The following is an 18,122-nucleotide window of genomic DNA, read 5'->3' as shown; positions in this document are numbered from 1 at the left end:
ATGTTAAGGACGCAAGAAATAGTTATCCACAATTAGCCTTCTGGCGAAGTAAATTCTGGCTTGTACCCCTCGAAACTACAGCCACTGGTGTTCGCCTCGGGCGCGTACTTAGAGTCAAAGGGTTTTGGCGCCTGCTTCAGGAGCTTTGCCATTTCGACGTTCATTTCGGCGAGATAGGAACGACTGTAACCGGCCCACCTCTTGACGATGACGCCTCTGGTGTCGATGAGGCTGCAGTAGACCGAAGCCGGGAACTGGTACTCCTGCATCACTTCGAGCTTCGGGTTACTCACGACGGAGTACGGGACACGTAGATCGCTTTCCCACTTTAGGGCGTCCTTTTGCTCGGCATCGGTGACTCCGATGAACTCGATTTGGCGATCAAAGTGCTTGTAGAGTGCCTGCATCAGTGGCTCGGCATCAAACGAGCAGGGGCAACCTTTTTTGATTGCGTAAACGAACTGCGGCTTGGGGCCCGCTCCGCCGATTGCCGTGACGACACCTCGGGTGTTCGGAAGTTTGAACAGCTTCGCGGTTTTTAGGTTGAGGTTTTTGACCTCTGCCGCCATCTCCGGCGTCACAGGGTGGCGAGGCTTGGAGAAATCCAGGCTTGGATCAACCTTTCCGCGCGTGTTTGCCAAAGCGACAACGTTGTACGTGAAGTATCCAAAAACTCCCGCGATTCCGATCCCGATCACTTTGAGTGTCTTCACTTCCCTAGTTTATACGCTCGCGGAAAAACCTTGTGTCATCAATAGAATCTACAGAATCTTGTTTTTCGTTGTTCCTTCTTCCCAGCTGACGAACCATAATCAATCTTTGGAAGTGCACATCTGTTTCGGCTTTTCAAACGTATGTAGAAAGGCGGGCGCAAGCACGGAGGATATTTGAGTTCAAACGTTCTCGTCATCGACGACGAATCTTGCATTTTGAAAATGATGGAGTTGGTTCTTTCTAACTCTGGATTTAACGTCACAACCGCTAAAAACGGTAGTGATGGACTAGCTGCTTATGGCAATGGCGCCAACTACGATGTGGTTGTTTCGGATTACCGCATGCCGGACATGACCGGGATTGAGGTTGAGGAGGAAATCATTCGCCGAGACCCTTCGGCAAAAGTGATTATCGTTTCCGGATTTGGTGGCTGCGATACAGCCCTTGAAGCCATGAACCGAGGCGCGACGGATTTTCTTCGCAAGCCATTTGCACCTGAGGCACTACGCGATGCGGTTCGAGCAGCAATTGAGCGGGACGGTAAACATACTCCGATCACCACGGTTTCGCGCGAGTTCTCTCGTCGAAACGTCGGCGGATTCAACTTTGAATTGAACGAAGAAGCTGTAGATGATATCTACGGTGACTTGACTTGTACGTTTGAAGTCATGCGTCAAAACGATGATTCGCCCCGATACGTCAAGGTGATTCTCCCCGCAGTGGTTCAGGAGCTCATCAAGGCGTACATCGACTCTGATGATGTTCCTTGTGGAAAAAGGTTCTTCCAGGCGCTTTGCGAGTATGAGCTTGAAACTCACCTGCGTGAGGAAAAGTCGATCCCTTCGTCGGCGACCTTAATGATCGATCCCCTTCTGAAACGCCATACTGAATGGATTGACCGCATGATGACGGTCTCACTTGCGGACTAACGTATGCCAGCCAACACTCCTGGAAAACTCAAGATCTTTTTGGGCTATGCGCCCGGCGTCGGAAAAGCAAAGGTGATGATTGAGGAAGCTCGTCGCCGTGCCGCTCGGGGCGAAGATTGCGTTATTGCAATCATCAACGAAGGAGACCGATTGCTTTCGGAAGATTTTAGCGCAGGTCTTTCGACAATTCCACCATTGGTTTTTCAATATGCTGGCACTGAGGGTCGGGAGATTGATATTCCATCGATCTTGAAGCGGGCACCGCATACCGTCTTAGTCGACAACCTTGGGCACACCAACGTTTCTGGATCTGCTCACGCAAACCGTTGGGAAGACGTGGAAGAGCTTTTGCAGAAAGGGATTCACGTTTTGGCTACGATGAACGTTGAGGCTCTGGAATCGCTGAACGACGATATCTTTGAGATCACTGGGCGTCGGGTTGTCGAAACTGTTCCCGACCGTCTGTTCCACCATGCTGATGAAGTTGAGCTCGTTGATGTTACACCCCAAGCCTTGCGCAACCGCGTGAAGCGCGGAGAAATTGTTCCTACAGAGCTGGTTGAGACTGAGCTGAAAGGTCGTTATGACGAAGTCAAACTGAACGCTTTGCGCGAAATGGCCATGCGGGAGATTGCAGGCCGTGTTGATGAGGACTTGATTGCCTGGCGGAAGCGGGAGCGGATTGCTCGGCCCTGGCAAACAAGCGATCGTGTGTTGATCTGCATTACTCCGACGCGGTCTTCTTTGAGAATGATTCGTCGGGGCTGGCGTCTCGCCCAGAAGATGCAGGGCGAGGTCAAAGCAGTCTATGTTGAGGAACCAAAGCTACCGGAGACGGCGGCTCGCATCCTTCAAGACGACTTTATGCTTTGCGAGCGGTTGGGAATTCCAACGGTGACCTTGAAAGGCGACGTCGCGTCATCAATCATCAAATACGTGCAGGATAACAACGTAACCCAGATCATTCTTGGGCACAGTGACCGCACCAAGCTCCAAGACTTTTTGAAGGGTTCACTTCTGCTTGAATTAGCGAAACAACTGAAGACCGTGGATATCCTGGTGGTCGCCACCCAGCAAAGCCCAACTGAGTAAGTAAACTCGTTGGCGATGCCAAAACTGATTCTGGTCCGACACGGACAGTCGCTTTGGAACGTCGAAGACCGGTTCACCGGCTGGGTCGACGTTCCCCTAACTGCTAAGGGTATTGAAGAGGCACTTGCCGCCGGCGGTCGCCTGAAGGATATTTCGGTTGACGTCGCCTATACGAGTGGGCTTCAACGTGCTCAGCGGACGTTGGATCTGATTCTGGAAGGCATGGGTGTAACGGTCCCGATCATCCGCGATCCGGCTCTGAATGAGAGGCATTATGGCGACCTTCAGGGGCTGAACAAGAAGAAGACTGCGGAGAAGTTCGGCGACGAGCAGGTCAAGATTTGGCGACGAAGCTACGATATACCTCCTCCCAATGGCGAGTCTTTGAAAGATACTGCCGCCCGGACTCTTCCCTTTTTTGAGCGAGCGATTCTCGGAGATATTGCTCAGGGCAAGGATGTCCTGGTTGTCGCCCACGGTAATTCGAATCGTTCGATCGTGATGCAGCTCGATGGTCTGTCCGAAGCGGAAGTGTTGGAACTCAATCTAGGTACTGCGGTTCCTCTGGTTTATGAGCTAACTGAAGACGGATCAGTCTTAGGCAAATCCGTTCTCTAGGTTACGGCGCCTGACAAAAAAGCCCCTCCAAGATTCTTGGAGGGGCTTTTTTCATCGTCGTCCTTATCGGACGACGGTGAGTGTTGTGCTGATCGACGGATTGCCAGTCGAGCTGACAGTTGCTGTTACTGTCGTCGTCAGGTTTCGTGGAACCCTACGTGTTCGCAGAATGACCGTTCCCTTGGTCTGCCCTGCCGTAACCGTAAAGTCGACGCTGGTGACCCCTGTAGGCAGCTGAAGGAGAGATGCGTTCGAGAACGTGATCTTTCCAGTTGTCGTGACCGCAGGCGCCCGATTGAGTGTTACTTCTATCGTGACGGTTCCGCCCTGTTTGACCTGGTTGCTCGGCAGCAACTTGATCGACTTGACCTCCAGAGCTCTAACCGTCAGAGAGGCAGTAGCAGCTGGAAGAGTTCCTGCCCTTGCAGAGATCGTCGCAACTCGCGTCTCAGTGAGCGCAGGAGTTCCGATGCTGAAGGTAGCCGTGGTCGATCCTGTGGTGAATGCAACAGGATTTGGAGTGAGGGTGACTCCGGCAAGGTCACTTGCAAGAACCATTTCGAATCCAGGGATCGCAGGAGCACTGATCGTAATCGTTCCGGTAGAGCTCGAACCATCCGTCACCTCTGAAGGGTTCAGAGTGAGTGTGTAGGTCAATGCTTGGACCGTGACGTTATCGGATCTGCCGAGAGACATCGTCGGACCTCTCCAGGCAGTGATCGTCGCGACTTCGTCGCCCGATAGAGCGAAGAGTGCTTGGAGTCTTACCGTTGCGGTGGAAGCACCAGCTGGAATCACGACCTCAGAGATCAGGTTTCCGTTGGCATCCACCGGGTTGAGAAGGTCAGGCCGGCTGCTGTTAAGCTGGACCCGAGCTCCGCCAGCAGGAGCAGGATTACTCAAGGTAATGCTGCCGTTGGTGACTCCACCGCTCGGGATCGTCGTCGGGTCAATGATGAACCCGCTGACTAGGATCGCCTGAACGCTCAGATTTCCACTTACTGGACCGTCGATGATTACAGATCCACTCTTCCTATCGGCAAGAATCGCTCTGCTTACGTTCGCGGCTTCAAACGGGGTTTGAATGACGAAGTTTGGCGATTCCGTCGCTCCCGCTGGGATCGTGACTTGAGCCGGGGTGATCGTGTATCCAAGCGGATTGTTTTGGACGCTAAGATCGACGATCATTGCCGCACCTGCTTTACCATCCAGGGTGACCTTTCCGGTTGAGGTACCGCCAGCTGCAACTGAAGTTGGCGTCAGAATAACCGATTTGAGCTTCGCAGGAGTGACTCCAAGAGTAGCTGTTCGGGTGACGCCGAGGAGGCTTGCATTGATTGATCCCGAATCATTTGCGCTGACACCGTTGGTGTCAATCACGAATGTTGCTTGGCTTGCACCCGAAGGCACGGTCACAGTTGCTCCACCAGGGAAGGTGAACAAATCTGCTCGACTCGTGGAAAGGTTGACGATCGCTCCGGCCGCTGGTGCGGGTGCATTCAGGAGCACGGTAGCAGTCGATTGCACACCTCCGATCACACTCGTTGGGTTCAAAACTAGTGACCTCAACCACGGAGTGATCTGGAGGGAAGCAATCCTGACGTTTCCTCCGTAATCTGCTCGAATGTTCACGGTTTGATTACCAGTGACAACTCGACCGAAAACCTGGAAGTTCGCAGTCGTGGTTCCTTCGGCAACCGTGACAGTTGTCGTCGTCAGCGAGGAGGACGGTTGGAACGACGCAAGGCTTCCATTATCGAGCGATAGCGAGATGGTAGAACCACCTGTTGGTGCTGGTGCAGAGAGCGTGATCGTACCAGTCGAAGCTGGAGGGCTGGAAAGACCGGACGGATCTCCGCCTGGAATTGAAGCCGGGTTCATGGTCAGTGACGCGATGAGCGGCAATGACTCTCTCCATCGAAGGAGGAATCCATCACGTTGATAAGCAATTCCTTGACCCGTTGGGTTCGTCGTCGCAAATGTCAGAGGCGACCCGTTGAAAGTCAGGAAGTAAGCGTTGGACTCGGTGATCGTTGATCCCGGAGGGGTTTGGGTATCCGGTGCCTGCTTGAACGCGAGTGCCGTAATAAAAGCCGGAGCTAGTCCACCCGTATCTGCAACATCGGTCCTAGTTCCGGTGGAACTGAAGATCGTGTATGTTCGCACAGTATCCGCCCATCCGAACGTCCAAACGTCGCCACCATTATCCACGTATGGAGCAAAGATTCCTTCGTCCAACAAACCACCTATGTAGGTGCTTCGGATAAGTGCGGTTGCGTCTGGGTTGAGAATGGTTAGCCAAGCATCACTTGCACCGGTCTTTGGAGCGGCCGGATAAGTGAAGGCTCCTCGCAGGCTGTTGACTTGAGGAATCTCTTCAACGCCGTTGGTAACAAAGGTCGAATCTACGATCGTCGGAACCCATGGATCTCCAGGAGTTCCTTCGGTTCGCGTGCTGGCCTTGACCGTTCCTGTGAGGTAGGCGTTACCACGGGGGTCGACAGCGATACCAGCGGCAAGAACATCTCCACGATTATCGATGTTTGTGCTGTACAGGATGGTTGAGCCATCGGCACTTATCTTTGTTGCAGTGATATAGTTTCGGCCGCTGAGGAATGTTTCTCCGAAGACGCCTCGTGTACGAGGGAAGTCAAAAGACTGAGTTCGCCCAAGAACATAGACGTTTCCTGAAGGATCGGTAGCGCACGTGGTGCCGCCGAAGTCTCTTCCATTGACCTGGTGGGTATGTAGAAGTCCTTCGGTGATGTCTTCCGCAGCTCCGCCTAGGAGCGAAGACCAAAGGACTCCTGAGTTCGGAGAATACTTCCGAATCCAGATGTCCCGACCTCGCTGGAGTCGGCTGTTGGTAAATCCACCGGCAGTCGTGTCAAACACTGGTGACGACCCGGCAGTATCCGAGTTCCCAGTAGCAACCAGGGTCCCGTTCAGGAAGAAGTTGCCATTTCTGTCGAAGGCTGAGCCAGTTATTGTTGGAGTTGCGCTGCCGCCAGTCTGGATGTAACCTGAGGCAGTTGAGACCGGCGCAAATTGATTCGTTGAATCATTGTAGTCAAGCGAAAGATAGAAGGCTCCTTTGTTTCCAGGAGCGGCACCGAGTTCAGAAACTCCAGCTGCCGTGCAAGCACCGGTCATCAAAAGCCTAACAGTTGCTCCTGGAATAACTGTTGCATCTGGACGAATACTGAAAGATCGGATTGCCGAAATGCGGGGAGTTGTGATGGAATCTCCGATTCGGAAAAGAGCGTAAGAGTTGTTGTTGAGCGGAGTCAGAACTGTTGTCGCCGACTTGGTTAAACGCAAAATCCAGATATTCCCAGCATTTGAGGTCGGAGCCGACTGAAACGGAGGAAAGTTTGTGGAGTTTGTTTGCCCAACGACCCAAATGTTTCCGAGAGGGTCGAGCTGGATAAAGTTCCCTTGCTCATCACCTGAGCCTGCAACAAGGATCGAGTAGTCGTGATTGTAGGCATCCCCCTGAAGTCGCGACACAAAAGCATCTCGACCCACTGGCGTAGAAAATCCGAAAGGACCGTATAGGACGGGGTAGATCGATGATCGTGTGTAGCCGGTGATGTACACCGAGCCGAGCGAGTCAGCGGCAACGCCACGAACCTCATCCCAACCGCGGTCGCCACCGTAGTAGGTGCCGTAGACCAACGGGTCAATGACAAGCGACTTGGTCTTGTCGTATGCGCCAACCTCGAACCCGATATGAGTATCGTCAATTTTTTTGAACTTGACAGGCACAGCTACTTGCTTGGAACCAACCATTTGGTATGCAAACAGACCTTGCTGATATTTGGAACCAAGTACGGTGCCGATCTCAAGACGATGATCGTCAACTACCTTGAGGGAGGATGCACCCTTAAAGTTGAGGTTGATCGACTTCGGAGATGCTCCTGGCTTGACAATGAAGTCGTAGCGAGGCGTCTTATTCTCGAAGTAGGCAATTGCGTCAACACCTTGATAGATGCCGTTCAAGCGAACTTTTTCGAAGTTGGTAGTGGTGATCGGAGCCTTCTTGTCTCCGGACAAGTACTGCCGAACCCCAGTCGTCTTCACACCGACTGCCGAGAACTTCTCGGCTCCCTCGAACAACATGCCCACTGTATGACCCGCATACTCGTTGGTTTTGTCACTCTTGGTTCGATTGTATTGGAAGACGAATCCTTTCTTCGATATCCAAAGATCCATTCCATTGGCTGAGCCAGAGAAGAGAGCTTCAGAATTCCATTGACCCTTATTTTGAGTAAATGCGGCTCGATTGAGTCGGCCCTTGAAATCGGTTGCGGAGGGGCTTGACGCCACCTGCGCTCCGACTACGGAAGCTAACCCAAGCAACAACGCACCACTCAGTGCTGAATTACGGATGGTATTCATTGAAGACACTAACAAGACACCTCTATTGCATCCTTACGGCTACACAAACGTGCCCGACAATATCGGGCGCAATTCGCCTAGCTCTGCCATTATATTGCAGAATATCGCCCCGCGCTAGTGTCCAGCGCAAAACCCTCACCAATCTCAAACATTTTTGTTCTTCCCTCGCATATCTATCAGGTGCTTTGAACCTAGAACCAGGCAGAACATCACTGTCTATGTTGTGGAAGAAGAAGGGCGTTTTTGATGATGTTGCACCGAGCAGCCCAAGCGCGGTGAAGCTAGGTGTGTCCGCGACCAACGGATATAGAAACCTTGTGATTCTTCCCAACGATCCCATTTCGCAGGACTTTTGCACTAAGATTGATTCACTGTGCAAGGATGCGACTGCGCCAGAAGCGACTGATCAGACCTTCGAGCAAGTTGCGGACGTCCTCAATCAAGTTGTTGAGCACTTCGCACGTTCGCAGAGAAAGGCGATAGAAAAGTCGATCGAGGCAACGTACGACAGTCTGCGCGAAGTTCTATGCTCCCTCGATGGTGCGGTGAACTCGGGAGATGCGCTGGAAGACGTCACCGAACAGTCTTCGGCAAGAATCACAAAGCTGGCGGAAGCCCAAAGTTTTGACGAAGTAGTCAAAGGGTTGAAGGAAGAGGTGAAGATTCTTTCGCAAGCGATCAGCGAGCACAAGGAATCCTCGAAAGCTATCCGGAAAGTTTGTACATCTCAGATCGAGGACCTAAGATCAAAGCTTCGCGTCGCTGAGCGAAGTGTCCGGACGGACCACTTGACCAAGCTCAGCAACCGATCGGCTTTTGACTTCATGCTCGCGACGGCGATCAATAAGACGGCTGTTGGCGAGGAATATCATCTGGCCATTCTGGATCTGAACAACTTCAAGCAGATCAATGATTCTCACGGGCACCTAGCGGGCGATGCTGCCCTAACACTGTTTGCGCAACGACTCACCGAGACCTTTGGGGTGCTTGGCGGTAACGGAACCCAAGTGGCTCGTCTTGGTGGAGACGAGTTTGCCGTGGTGTTTAAGGGTAACAGGATTCAGCTTGAAGCCAAGCTTGAACGCGTCAACAGCATCTTGGAGAAGAAGCCACTTCAGTTCAAAACTTCGATGATTAGGATCGGCGCCAGCTATGGCATCGTCCAGCTCCGACCCACGATCAGCGCAGAAGCAGCCTTCCACGAAGCCGACGTTCGGATGTACGAGCAAAAGCAGGCTCGGAAAGCCGCCTAAAGAGTGGCTTCTTCGATTGCATTGAGCGCGGCAATTTGCTGATTTGCCTTCCGCAGTCTGTCGCAGAGTATTTGGCTCAGATTCAGCAGAGCTCGCACTGCCATTAACGGTTCCGTTCGAAGCAGTTCCCTAAGTGCCTGTTCGGGAATTTGTACAACCGTGCATGGTTCCACCGCGACAACGGATCCCGATCGCCGCTTACCATCTAAGAATGCTACTTCCCCGAACGGCATTGGAGACTTGAGGAAGCCGATCACATCCTCAGCCTGCGTTCGGACTTCAGCCTTCCCTTGCGCCAAGATCATCAAGTCGCGAGAGTCGTCGTCGTCATGCATCATGTAGTCGCCGACGTTGAACTGCTTCAGTTCGGAGATGTGAGCCAACTTGTCGTTGAAGTCTTCGGTGAAACCAGCGGCTAGGTAGCTTTCGGCGATGATACGGCGAACGTCCATGAACGTCTCATTATAGATTGCGGCAACTCCCATTTATGGATAGACTGGAGCAATGGCGAAAAAGATCGTCTTCCAGGGCAAAGGTCACGTTGAACTCATCGATTTTGAACCTACCGTTGTTGGAGATGGTCAGATTCGAGTTCGGACGACTTGTTCCTTGATCTCCACTGGAACCGAGGGCATCTGCTTCATGCGCCTGTTTGAACCAGGAACTCACTGGGACGACTGGGTGAAGTACCCATTTTCAACGGGCTACTGCACGGTCGGCGAGGTTGCTGAGGTTGGTGCATCGGTTTCTTCGGTCAAACCAGGCGACCGAGTGTTTGTGCGTTGCTCGCACGCTTCAGAACACGTGGTGGCGGCGGCGCGGGTCTCGTTGATCCCGGACTCTGTTTCATGCGAGCAGGCGATGTGGGCCGCTTTGGCGATGATTGGCTCGATGATTCTCCCTACCGGGGATATTCGGCTGGAAGATGATGTAGCGATTATCGGAGCCGGGCCCATCGGTCAGATGGCGTTGCGCTGGTGCGTTGCAGCTGGCTGCAATGTGATCGTCTGCGACCCTATCGCGATGCGACTCGAGATGGCAACGACAGGTGGCGCGGCCACCGTATTCGCCGGTTCCGTGGACGATTTTGGTGACGCCGTTAGAGCCCACTTTGGTTCCCTTCCCCGGATTGTGATCGATACGACGGGAGCTGCGGCCGTGTTCGCGAAGGCATTACCTCTGGTGCGAGATTTCGGAACCCTAGTTCTGCTGGGCGATACTGGAACACCATCAGAGCAGAGACTAACTCCTGACGTAATTCGTCGAGGTGTCAGGATTCATGCCGGGCACGTCATGCATGAGACGAAGGATTGGTTTGAAGATCGCATCCACCGAACATTCTTCCGACTCCTGGGGAGCGACCGGTTTACGTTGGACGGGTTGAATACTCACAGGTTTTCTCCTGAAGCTTGTGTGAATGCATATCAGCTAACAACTGAGAAACGAGCGGAAACGATGGGTGTTTGGTTCGATTGGAGAGAATGACGAACCTTTCCTACAATTAATCCGTGCGCTACGCATTTACTCTCGTTGAATTGCTGATCGTGATCATCATCATCGCTGTTCTTGCGGCGATTGCGATTCCGAAAATCACGAGTTCGACTCGGCGATCACACGAAACTCATCTCAGGGCCAAGCTACGCGCCATTCGAGTTGCTGTCGAGCGAGTGCGCGCCGACACAGGTCTGTTACCAAAAGATCTTGGTCAGCTCGACGATTCGGACGAACCAGGCCAGCTTCGCAACTCCGAGGGAAATTTGGTTTCTCCGCCCTCAGGATCTTGGAATGGTCCCTATATTGACCCCACAACAATCGGGCTCGATCCGAACGACTCGACGAAGCTGAGAGATCCGGTTTGTGGAGGAACATTTGGCTATTCGTTGGATGGACGAGTGACACCTTGCGCAACGGGCACCGCCTTGGATGGGTCAAACATGGCTGCTTGGTAATTCCACCAGGATTGATTTACGCCTCGTATTGAAATTCGACTTATAATATCCTCGGATGGCTACCGTAGTTACCGGCGGGGTGAGTACGCACAAAAAGAAGAGTGTGAGATCTCGAACCCGGCGTTTGTGTGAAAAACAGAACGTCAATATGTGCGGTTAGCTGTTGGGGTGACAGTGGTTTTATGATTTGCATTAGCGTTTGGTCGTTAACACGAGCTGGACTTGATACCGGATCCATACCGCAACAGTGGCAGCTTTCTGGAGCTCCCACCAAGGGTTTAGGACTTTCACGAGCGCTTTTGTCCAAGGGTAACCCTGTATTCCCGAAAGTTCACGGCGTGGCTGCAATCGGAGGCGACACCGTAGACTTCTGGGATACCTCCGGTCGTCGAAATGCGGCCGGCAGCGACGGACTCTTACGCGAGCTTATCGAGAGAGCAGTTCGACTGGATTTTACGGTTGGTCAAGTTAATCGTTGGGCCTTAGTCTCGTTTCCTCCTCTTAGACAAGATCCTACAACAGGTCTCAAATACTGGTTCACGAATGATGCTGGCGGGACCGATATTCGACCGTCATTCTTGCAGGTGAGCCCCGACTGGTACTCAGTGCTGAGTAGGATAGTGGTCCCCCCTGGAATACAGTCAGCATCCGCAGGCTTCTCTCTGCAAGTCAAAGCTGATTCTCCGCCCGGCTGGTCCCCAAAAGTTGATGCAAAAGTTACACTCGGAGATCAAACTTTGCGAGTGATTGAAGTGAGGGAACCAACAACTGAAGAACAGAAAGCTGCTCTGCGGGCGACGGGTGCATTCGAATTCATGGCACGAACAGCAATAGTGGTGCAAGTAGATGATGAGCCAGCACAGATAGGTAGCTTAGACCTCCATTTCCCAAGCGAAATTGCAAGTGGTTATTTCCGGGTATCTGCTGATGGAACAACTGTGTCTAAAGGTCCCGACAGCGACGAATGGACTCGGCAAGCCGAAAGCCCGAGAGTTGTGACTGTATCCACGTCCAGAAAGCGACGAGTCTTTGTCACAAACTGCGCTGGTGCCTTGCTCTCGAAAATCAGAGCAAGTCTTCTTGAGTCTGTACCCATAACCTCGATCGCTTTGCCGCTCCACGCCAGAGAGGCGTCCATGAATCGGTATTCAAGTGAGTCTGCGTTTGTCTCCAACCTAGCGAAGACTCCGTAACATCGTTCCAAGTAAACTTCTACCCACTGATGTCGCTACTGCACGCAACGATTGGGGAGAATGCTCCGGAGAGCTTTAATGTGGTTATCGAGATTCCTCGAGGGAGCACAAACAAGTATGAAGTCGACGCCAAAACTGGGCTGATCAAGCTGGACAGGGTGCTCTACTCACCCCTTTTCTACCCATTCGACTACGGCTACATCCCTCAGACGCACTACATCGATGGCGACCCCATCGACGTGCTCGTGCTCGTCTCTCATCCAACTTTCCCAGGCTGCATCATCGACGTGACTCCTATCGGGGTTCTTGAAATGACCGACGACAAGGGTCCTGATGAGAAGATTTTGTGCGTGGCAAACAAAGACCCCCGTTACGGCTATCGCCGCTCGATAACCGAACTGAACGACCACACTCTAAAGGAAATCAGTCACTTCTTCCGGGTCTACAAGGATCTGGAAGACAAGTTCGTCGAAGTACGCAACTGGCACGACCGAGATGTCGCCCTGGAACTGATCCAGAAGTATCGATTGGTGTAAGACATGAGCTTCGAGTACGAACCAACAATTCAGCTCGGCGAAGATACGACCGAGTACCGTAAACTCTCCTCGAGCGGAGTCTCGACGGTTTCTATCGAGGGCAAAGAGTATCTGAAAGTCTCCCGTGACGCCGTGCGTGAACTCGCTAAAGAGGCTTTTTCGGAGATCAACTTTTACTTCCGAAAGAGGCACTTGGAGCAGCTTAGAGCGGAGCTTGATGACCCGGAGGCAAGCGACAACGACCGTTTTGTGATCTACACTCACCTGCAAAATGCCGTAGTCTCGGCCGCGGGGCTTCTTCCATCGTGCCAGGACACGGGAACGGCAATTGCGTTCGGAAAAAAGGGACAGTTCGTGCTTACCGATTTTGATGAAGATGAAGCCGTTTCGGAAGGGATTTATGAGACCTACGCTGAGAAGAACCTGCGGTACAGCCAAATCGCCCCGCTAGAAGTTTTCAAGGAGAAAAACACTCGCAATAACCTCCCGGCTCAGGTTGATATCATGTCGTCGACGGGCGAGGAGTTCAAGTTTCTCTTCGTGGCGAAAGGCGGCGGAAGCGCTAATAAGATGTACCTCTATCAGGCCACCCCGGCGGTTCTGAATGAGCGAGATCTGACTGAGTTCGTGAAGAGCAAGTTGAAGGATATTGGGACATCGGCTTGCCCACCTTATCACCTTGCAGTCGTTCTCGGCGGGACCTCTGCTGAGACGGTCATGAAGTCGCTCAAACTTCTCTCCGCCGGCTACTACGATCATCTCCCTACGACTGGCTCAGAGGGTGGGCGGGCGTTCCGTGATGCTGAATGGGAAGCGAGGATTCTGAAGATCGCTCAAGAGAGCGGGATCGGAGCCCAGTTCGGGGGCAAAATGTTTGCGCATGATGTTCGGGTTCTTCGGATGCCTCGCCACGCAGCATCGATGCCCATCGGCATCGGCGTCAGTTGTTCTGCCGATCGAAACATCAAGGGCAAGATCACCCGGGATGGAGTTTTTATCGAGCAACTTGAGCACAACCCCGTCCAATACCTTCCAGCAGAGCAGCCGAAACTTGCTCCGCCGGTTCAGATTGATCTCACGCTTGGGATGACTCGAATTAGGGAGATTCTTTCGAAGTTTCCGGTCAAGACTCGCGTCAGCCTTACGGGACCGATTATCGTGGCCCGAGATTCTGCCCACGCTCGGATTCGCGAAATGTTGGAACGCGGCGAGGAGATGCCGAGTTACTTCAAAGAGTTTCCGGTGTACTACGCCGGTCCCGCCAAAACCCCGCCGGGTATGCCGACCGGCTCATTTGGTCCAACCACTGCCGGGAGGATGGACGCATTCGTCGATCTCTTCCAGCGCCACGGGGGCTCGATGGTAATGCTGGCGAAGGGCAATCGGTCAAAAGTGGTGACCGAAGCCTGCAAGACGCATGGCGGCTTCTATCTCGGCTCAATCGGCGGACCTGCCGCTATCCTCGCTCAAAACAATATTACAAGCGTGGAGGTCTTGGATTTCGAGGACCTGGGCATGGAAGCGATCAGGAAGATCCAAGTTGTTAACTTCCCTGCCTTCATCGTGGTCGATGATAAAGGGAACGACTTTTTTGAAGGGCTGTGAGAGCAGCTGCCAGATAGCAGATAGCAGTTAGCAGCCCCGAGGGCAAACTGCTAACTGCCGACCTATAACTGTTAACTAAGTTATCTCTTGATGTTGATGAGCTCTTGCAACATCTCATCGACCGTCGTGACGATCTTGGTGTTGGCCTGGAACCCTCGCTGGGTGATGATGAGGTCGGTCATTTCGCCGCTCATATCCACGTTTGCTTGTTCGAGATAGCCCGCGTTGACGGTGCCCATTCCAGAGTCATTCGCGGTGCCGACCAGAGGATTGCCCGAGTTGTTTGACTGCAGGAAGAGGTTCCCTCCATCTCGATTCATACCTTCTGGGTTTGAGAATTTGGCCATTCCGAGTTGCCCAAGCGAACGGGTCAAACCATTCGAGAAGATGCCGGTGATGACGCCGTCTTTGGAGATGGAATAGTTCTCAAGAGTTCCCGAGGGAAAACCGTTCTGATCGATGCCATTCACCTGGCTCTTAGCAACTAACTGCGAGATGTTGGGGAATTTCACCGACATGGTGAAGGGTGGGTACAGACCCGGTGTACTAGGACCAACTGTAATTGAGTTTTCGGTCCCTGTTGCCAGTGAGGTGACTCGCCCACCGTTAGAGTTGAAGTAAAGGCGCTCATTACCAGCAGTTGCACTTCCGCCTAAAAGGTTTCCTGTTGCGGGATCACCTTCGTACATCTCCCAATCCCAACTTGAGAGTGCGCCAGCCGGAGCAGGACCGACGGCAGGTGACTGACGGTTGAGGATTCGCAAGCTAACATCATGCGATCCGCCAAGCGAGTCGTACACACGAAGTTTTGTCGTTACCGAATCGGTAGGAGCGGCCGTGGAATCGAGGTTGCCTGAGAATGATGTCGAGTCAGTCACTTTGACGGTGCTCATGCTGCCAACCGGGATCGCGATTGTGCTCGAGGAGGTCAATGGAACTGTTGAGTCGATTGCGCCAGTTGTGTCAGCAGTCCATCCGAGAACCCGCTCGCCGGTCGCCTGGTGAGTCAGAACGCCCGTACTGTCAAGATCAAAGCTTCCGTCCCGGGTGTACGCCATTCTCGACGAGTTCGAGGTCATAAAGAATCCGTTACCCTGAATCGCCAGGTCTGTGGGGCGATTTGTCTGGCTGAGCCCGCCTTGCTCGAAGTTCACGTCGGTTCCACCGACGTAGACGCCGAGGCCGTACTGAGTTGGGTTAACGCCGCCGCGAGTTCCCGTGGGTCCACTTGCGCCTTGGGTTGTCTGCGACATCATGTCGGCGAAATTGACTCGCTGGCCTTTGTACGCAGTGGTCGAGGTATTGGCAAGGTTGTTGCCGATAACGTTCATTCGAGATTGGTGCGCCTTGATTGAGGCAACACCCGAGAGCATGGCTTGTAGCATCCGTTCTAATTTCCCTATTATGATTTGCTTCGCACTTCTGGCTTAGCATTGGCCTCTTTGGGGTTTTTAGAACCAGAGTCCGGCCAATATCACTTGATAACAATCTTTGGTCTGTTTGGAAATTCCTTTAGACCTAAACGACGATGGCACTATCAATATTAGTAAACACGTTATCTTTCAACGTGCTCTTATCGACGGCGGTGATGACTGTCTTATTCTTGATGCTTACCACTAGGGCAACATCATCCACCATAACGAGCGATTCTTTTGCCCCTTTTGCGGCGGCCTTTTCCACTCCAGACATCACTCGATCCCACGCATTCTGGTCTAGCTCGATGTTCCGGCTTTGCAGCCGAGTCTGGGCGTGCCCGCTGAGCTTGAGCCGGTCCTGCAGAAGCTCGGCAAATTCCCCAATCCGGCCCTGCTCGACCGGGGCAGTTGGAGCCGGCGGCTGATTGGCGATCAGCTCCGAAATGCGTGAGTTTTGAATCCGATCTGTGGACATGTTAACCTACTTTGATGAGATCGCTGGGACTGACACTGACCGTCGTACCATCTGACTTCTTCACCTGAACCTGAATCTTACCGCCTAGGCGCGTCAGCCCCGTGGCTTCACCACTCAGGCTTTCCCCACTGCTGCTGAGAGCAGTGACCGACTTTCCTACGAGGTTGGCGTAATCTGCAAGATTCTGAGTCGGTTCGACCGATTGGATTGCGCCTAGGCCGACTTCAACAATTTTGCCATCTGCTTCCTGAATCGCAATCTTATAGCTGCCATCGCGGCTCACCATTCGCGTTACTGTTCCGGTCACAGTTGGTGTGATAGTTGCATCAACTGCCGATCCTGGACGGACTGCAGTAACTGTCTTACCCATCAAGGTTTGCGCTTGCTCAACATCCGACTGTTTATTGAGTCTGTCAATACCTTGCGTCGTACCTAACTGGGCAATCTGCGAGTAGTATTCAGAGTCCTTCATCGGCTCTAATGGGTTTTGATTAGCCAACTGGACTGACAGCAGTTTCAAAAAGTCCTGCGTGTTCAGCTCGGATTGACTCTTCGTTGAGCTCTTCTTTTGGGCTGAACTGAGAACCTGATTGTTTGTGATGAGTGTTGTATCCATTTTAACTTTCCAAATCGATGAGACCTTTCGGAACTCGGACTCGCTGGGACGGCAAGGCATGCGATTCCAAGTTCTTTGATTGGAAGAACTTCGTCACCGCTTCTTGTCTCGGTTGTTTTTGAGGGGAGGGCTGTCGGTTAGAATCCGCGGAAGTTCCCATGGGCATCGAGTCCGCAGAGAGAACTTCAACGCGGACTGTCGAATTCGTCTTTGCTGTTAGAACAGCTGCTAACTCATTCTTTGCCTCATGAAGAGTCGTTTGCAGATGCTGATCTGAAGCGCAAAGTGAAGCCGTCAGCCCAGAGATCCCCTTCGTGACCTGTACCACAACCGTTCCCAACTCGGCCGGTTCCATTCGAACAGTGACCTCATTTCGCACACTATTGACCGCTAACGCTTCGATCTTCTGCGTCAACTGATGAACAACCGCACGCCGCTCGGTTGGAGTCATGGACATCGATTGCTCAACCTTTTCGGTGATTTCCGTCGATACCGTCTTGACCTGGGGTTGACCAGCTGGGCCTTGCCCCATGGAATCAGCGGAAGATTCACCTTGGTCGTCCATGCTGGATCCGCTCTCCGAAGGATTGCTGACCTCGGTCACAATCGACTCAATCGCACCGCCTACTTCCGATTCTGCGGGCCCGACAGCGGCAGCTTTGGGATGCAGACCTCCCAAACTGGGAAGGATCTCATGTTCCTCAACGGTGGCTGGTTGACCGGATTTGGATTCTCCGACCACCGCTTGCTCAGTATTCGACTGAGATAGGTTTGCTTCTGCGAGCGCCTGCGGCACTGGAACCAGATCCGGTTGAAGAATTGCCCCCGAATCAGCAATAGACGCCTGTCTTTCTGGCGCCTCTTGCACCTTACTCGCCGAAATCGCGACGATGTTAAGTACGGGTGCGGCCTCACAACTTACCAAAGACGTATCCGCCATTGGCTGACTGCCTTCCAAGATAAGCGAGCCGACAACGGCTTTGTCAGCAACGGGCACACCCGAACGATCTTCGACCACCGCCATCGCATCGGCAGGCACAAGCAGTTGCGATGAAACCGTAGCGAGGCCCAATAGCTCTGCCCAAACAAGACTTGGCTCAGATTTGGTCTCTTTCGTGCCTTCGGTGGAGTCCAGTTTTTGCGGTTGAGCATTCGGCTCAGCTTCCGCCACTTCTCCCGAAGACTTCCCTTCGGCTTGCTTCAAAACATCTTTGAATTCGTTTTGACCTTCAACCGGGGGTGTCTCGATTTCTCTTCCGGGTGGAGCTCCGGGTGGCTTGACCACCGTGGAGACGCCCGCTAACAGCATTCCTGCGTCCATACAAT

Annotated in this window: 15 protein-coding genes; 8 read left to right on the top strand and 7 right to left on the bottom strand. The window is 52.9% G+C overall.

What is annotated here, in order from left to right; genetic code table 11:
* Nucleotides 1-32: 32 nt before the first annotated feature.
* Nucleotides 33-713: a redoxin domain-containing protein gene (locus WCK51_15100; GenBank protein MEI7578215.1), complete on the bottom strand. Its 681-nt coding sequence runs from the start codon at nt 711-713 to the stop codon at nt 33-35.
* 174 nt (nt 714-887) lie between these two features.
* On the opposite strand from WCK51_15100, the gene WCK51_15095 reads away from it, so the two are divergent.
* The 3 genes from WCK51_15095 to WCK51_15085 are packed head-to-tail and all read left to right on the top strand — an operon-like array spanning nt 888 to nt 3,353.
* Nucleotides 888-1,643 (top strand): response regulator, encoded by a 756-nt coding sequence (locus tag WCK51_15095; GenBank protein ID MEI7578214.1) that lies wholly within the window; start codon nt 888-890, stop codon nt 1,641-1,643.
* Between the two features lie 3 nt (nt 1,644-1,646).
* Nucleotides 1,647-2,735: a sensor histidine kinase KdpD gene (locus WCK51_15090; GenBank protein MEI7578213.1), complete on the top strand. Its 1,089-nt coding sequence runs from the start codon at nt 1,647-1,649 to the stop codon at nt 2,733-2,735.
* 15 nt (nt 2,736-2,750) lie between these two features.
* On the top strand, nt 2,751-3,353 hold the full coding sequence (locus WCK51_15085) for a 2,3-diphosphoglycerate-dependent phosphoglycerate mutase (GenBank protein MEI7578212.1): 603 nt from the start codon (nt 2,751-2,753) through the stop codon (nt 3,351-3,353).
* A gap of 63 nt (nt 3,354-3,416) precedes the next feature.
* On the opposite strand, the gene WCK51_15080 is transcribed toward WCK51_15085, so the two are convergent.
* Nucleotides 3,417-7,754, bottom strand: coding sequence for an SBBP repeat-containing protein (locus WCK51_15080; GenBank protein ID MEI7578211.1), 4,338 nt, complete (start codon nt 7,752-7,754; stop codon nt 3,417-3,419).
* 218 nt (nt 7,755-7,972) lie between these two features.
* Between WCK51_15080 and WCK51_15075 the strand changes: the two genes are divergently transcribed.
* Nucleotides 7,973-9,007 (top strand): diguanylate cyclase, encoded by a 1,035-nt coding sequence (locus WCK51_15075; GenBank protein ID MEI7578210.1) that lies wholly within the window; start codon nt 7,973-7,975, stop codon nt 9,005-9,007.
* On the opposite strand, the gene WCK51_15070 is transcribed toward WCK51_15075, so the two are convergent.
* Nucleotides 9,004-9,459 (bottom strand): cyclic nucleotide-binding domain-containing protein, encoded by a 456-nt coding sequence (locus WCK51_15070; GenBank protein ID MEI7578209.1) that lies wholly within the window; start codon nt 9,457-9,459, stop codon nt 9,004-9,006. The genes WCK51_15075 and WCK51_15070 overlap by 4 nt on opposite strands.
* 52 nt (nt 9,460-9,511) lie before the next feature.
* Here WCK51_15070 and WCK51_15065 point away from each other — a divergent pair, with 52 nt between their 5' ends.
* From WCK51_15065 to WCK51_15050, 4 genes are all read left to right on the top strand, one after another.
* The gene (locus tag WCK51_15065) at nt 9,512-10,492 is read left to right on the top strand and encodes a zinc-binding dehydrogenase (GenBank protein MEI7578208.1); all 981 of its coding nucleotides are present in this window, start codon (nt 9,512-9,514) and stop codon (nt 10,490-10,492) included.
* A gap of 23 nt (nt 10,493-10,515) precedes the next feature.
* Nucleotides 10,516-10,956, top strand: a complete 441-nt coding sequence (locus WCK51_15060; GenBank protein ID MEI7578207.1) for a prepilin-type N-terminal cleavage/methylation domain-containing protein — start codon at nt 10,516-10,518, stop codon at nt 10,954-10,956.
* 1,222 nt (nt 10,957-12,178) lie between these two features.
* A complete protein-coding gene (locus tag WCK51_15055) occupies nt 12,179-12,685 on the top strand; it encodes an inorganic diphosphatase (protein ID MEI7578206.1) in 507 nt (168 codons plus the stop codon).
* A gap of 3 nt (nt 12,686-12,688) precedes the next feature.
* Entirely contained in the window at nt 12,689-14,290 is a 1,602-nt protein-coding gene (locus WCK51_15050; protein MEI7578205.1) for a FumA C-terminus/TtdB family hydratase beta subunit, read from the top strand.
* A gap of 80 nt (nt 14,291-14,370) precedes the next feature.
* On the opposite strand, the gene WCK51_15045 is transcribed toward WCK51_15050, so the two are convergent.
* The 4 genes from WCK51_15045 to WCK51_15030 form a co-directional block, all read right to left on the bottom strand.
* Complete coding sequence (locus tag WCK51_15045) at nt 14,371-15,675, bottom strand: flagellar hook protein FlgE (GenBank protein MEI7578204.1); 1,305 nt, start codon at nt 15,673-15,675, stop codon at nt 14,371-14,373.
* Between the two features lie 133 nt (nt 15,676-15,808).
* Nucleotides 15,809-16,180 carry a TIGR02530 family flagellar biosynthesis protein gene (locus tag WCK51_15040; protein ID MEI7578203.1) on the bottom strand — a complete coding sequence of 124 codons (372 nt, stop codon included), beginning with the start codon at nt 16,178-16,180 and terminating at the stop codon, nt 15,809-15,811.
* Between the two features lies 1 nt (nt 16,181).
* On the bottom strand, nt 16,182-16,796 hold the full coding sequence (locus WCK51_15035) for a flagellar hook capping FlgD N-terminal domain-containing protein (protein ID MEI7578202.1): 615 nt from the start codon (nt 16,794-16,796) through the stop codon (nt 16,182-16,184).
* A gap of 1 nt (nt 16,797) precedes the next feature.
* A complete protein-coding gene (locus tag WCK51_15030) occupies nt 16,798-18,117 on the bottom strand; it encodes a hypothetical protein (GenBank protein ID MEI7578201.1) in 1,320 nt (439 codons plus the stop codon).
* Between the last annotated feature and the right edge of the window lie 5 nt (nt 18,118-18,122).

This window comes from Armatimonadota bacterium, assembly GCA_037138755.1.
Classification (GTDB): Bacteria; Armatimonadota; Fimbriimonadia; order Fimbriimonadales; family Fimbriimonadaceae; genus Fimbriimonas.
The sequence above is the reverse complement of the archived record's forward strand: the minus strand, read 5'-3'. Positions and strand labels throughout refer to the sequence as shown.

What these genes read in the sequence shown, in the direction of transcription:
- WCK51_15035 (MEI7578202.1), bottom strand. Translation starts at nt 16,796, where the DNA reads ATGGATACAACACTCATCACAAACAATCAGGTTCTCAGTTCAGCCCAA.
- WCK51_15045 (MEI7578204.1), bottom strand. Translation starts at nt 15,675, where the DNA reads ATGCTACAAGCCATGCTCTCGGGTGTTGCCTCAATCAAGGCGCACCAA.
- WCK51_15075 (MEI7578210.1), top strand. Translation starts at nt 7,973, where the DNA reads ATGTTGTGGAAGAAGAAGGGCGTTTTTGATGATGTTGCACCGAGCAGC.
- WCK51_15065 (MEI7578208.1), top strand. Translation starts at nt 9,512, where the DNA reads ATGGCGAAAAAGATCGTCTTCCAGGGCAAAGGTCACGTTGAACTCATC.
- WCK51_15090 (MEI7578213.1), top strand. Translation starts at nt 1,647, where the DNA reads ATGCCAGCCAACACTCCTGGAAAACTCAAGATCTTTTTGGGCTATGCG.
- WCK51_15030 (MEI7578201.1), bottom strand. Translation starts at nt 18,117, where the DNA reads ATGGACGCAGGAATGCTGTTAGCGGGCGTCTCCACGGTGGTCAAGCCA.
- WCK51_15080 (MEI7578211.1), bottom strand. Translation starts at nt 7,754, where the DNA reads ATGAATACCATCCGTAATTCAGCACTGAGTGGTGCGTTGTTGCTTGGG.
- WCK51_15085 (MEI7578212.1), top strand. Translation starts at nt 2,751, where the DNA reads ATGCCAAAACTGATTCTGGTCCGACACGGACAGTCGCTTTGGAACGTC.
- WCK51_15055 (MEI7578206.1), top strand. Translation starts at nt 12,179, where the DNA reads ATGTCGCTACTGCACGCAACGATTGGGGAGAATGCTCCGGAGAGCTTT.
- WCK51_15040 (MEI7578203.1), bottom strand. Translation starts at nt 16,180, where the DNA reads ATGTCCACAGATCGGATTCAAAACTCACGCATTTCGGAGCTGATCGCC.
- WCK51_15050 (MEI7578205.1), top strand. Translation starts at nt 12,689, where the DNA reads ATGAGCTTCGAGTACGAACCAACAATTCAGCTCGGCGAAGATACGACC.
- WCK51_15070 (MEI7578209.1), bottom strand. Translation starts at nt 9,459, where the DNA reads ATGGACGTTCGCCGTATCATCGCCGAAAGCTACCTAGCCGCTGGTTTC.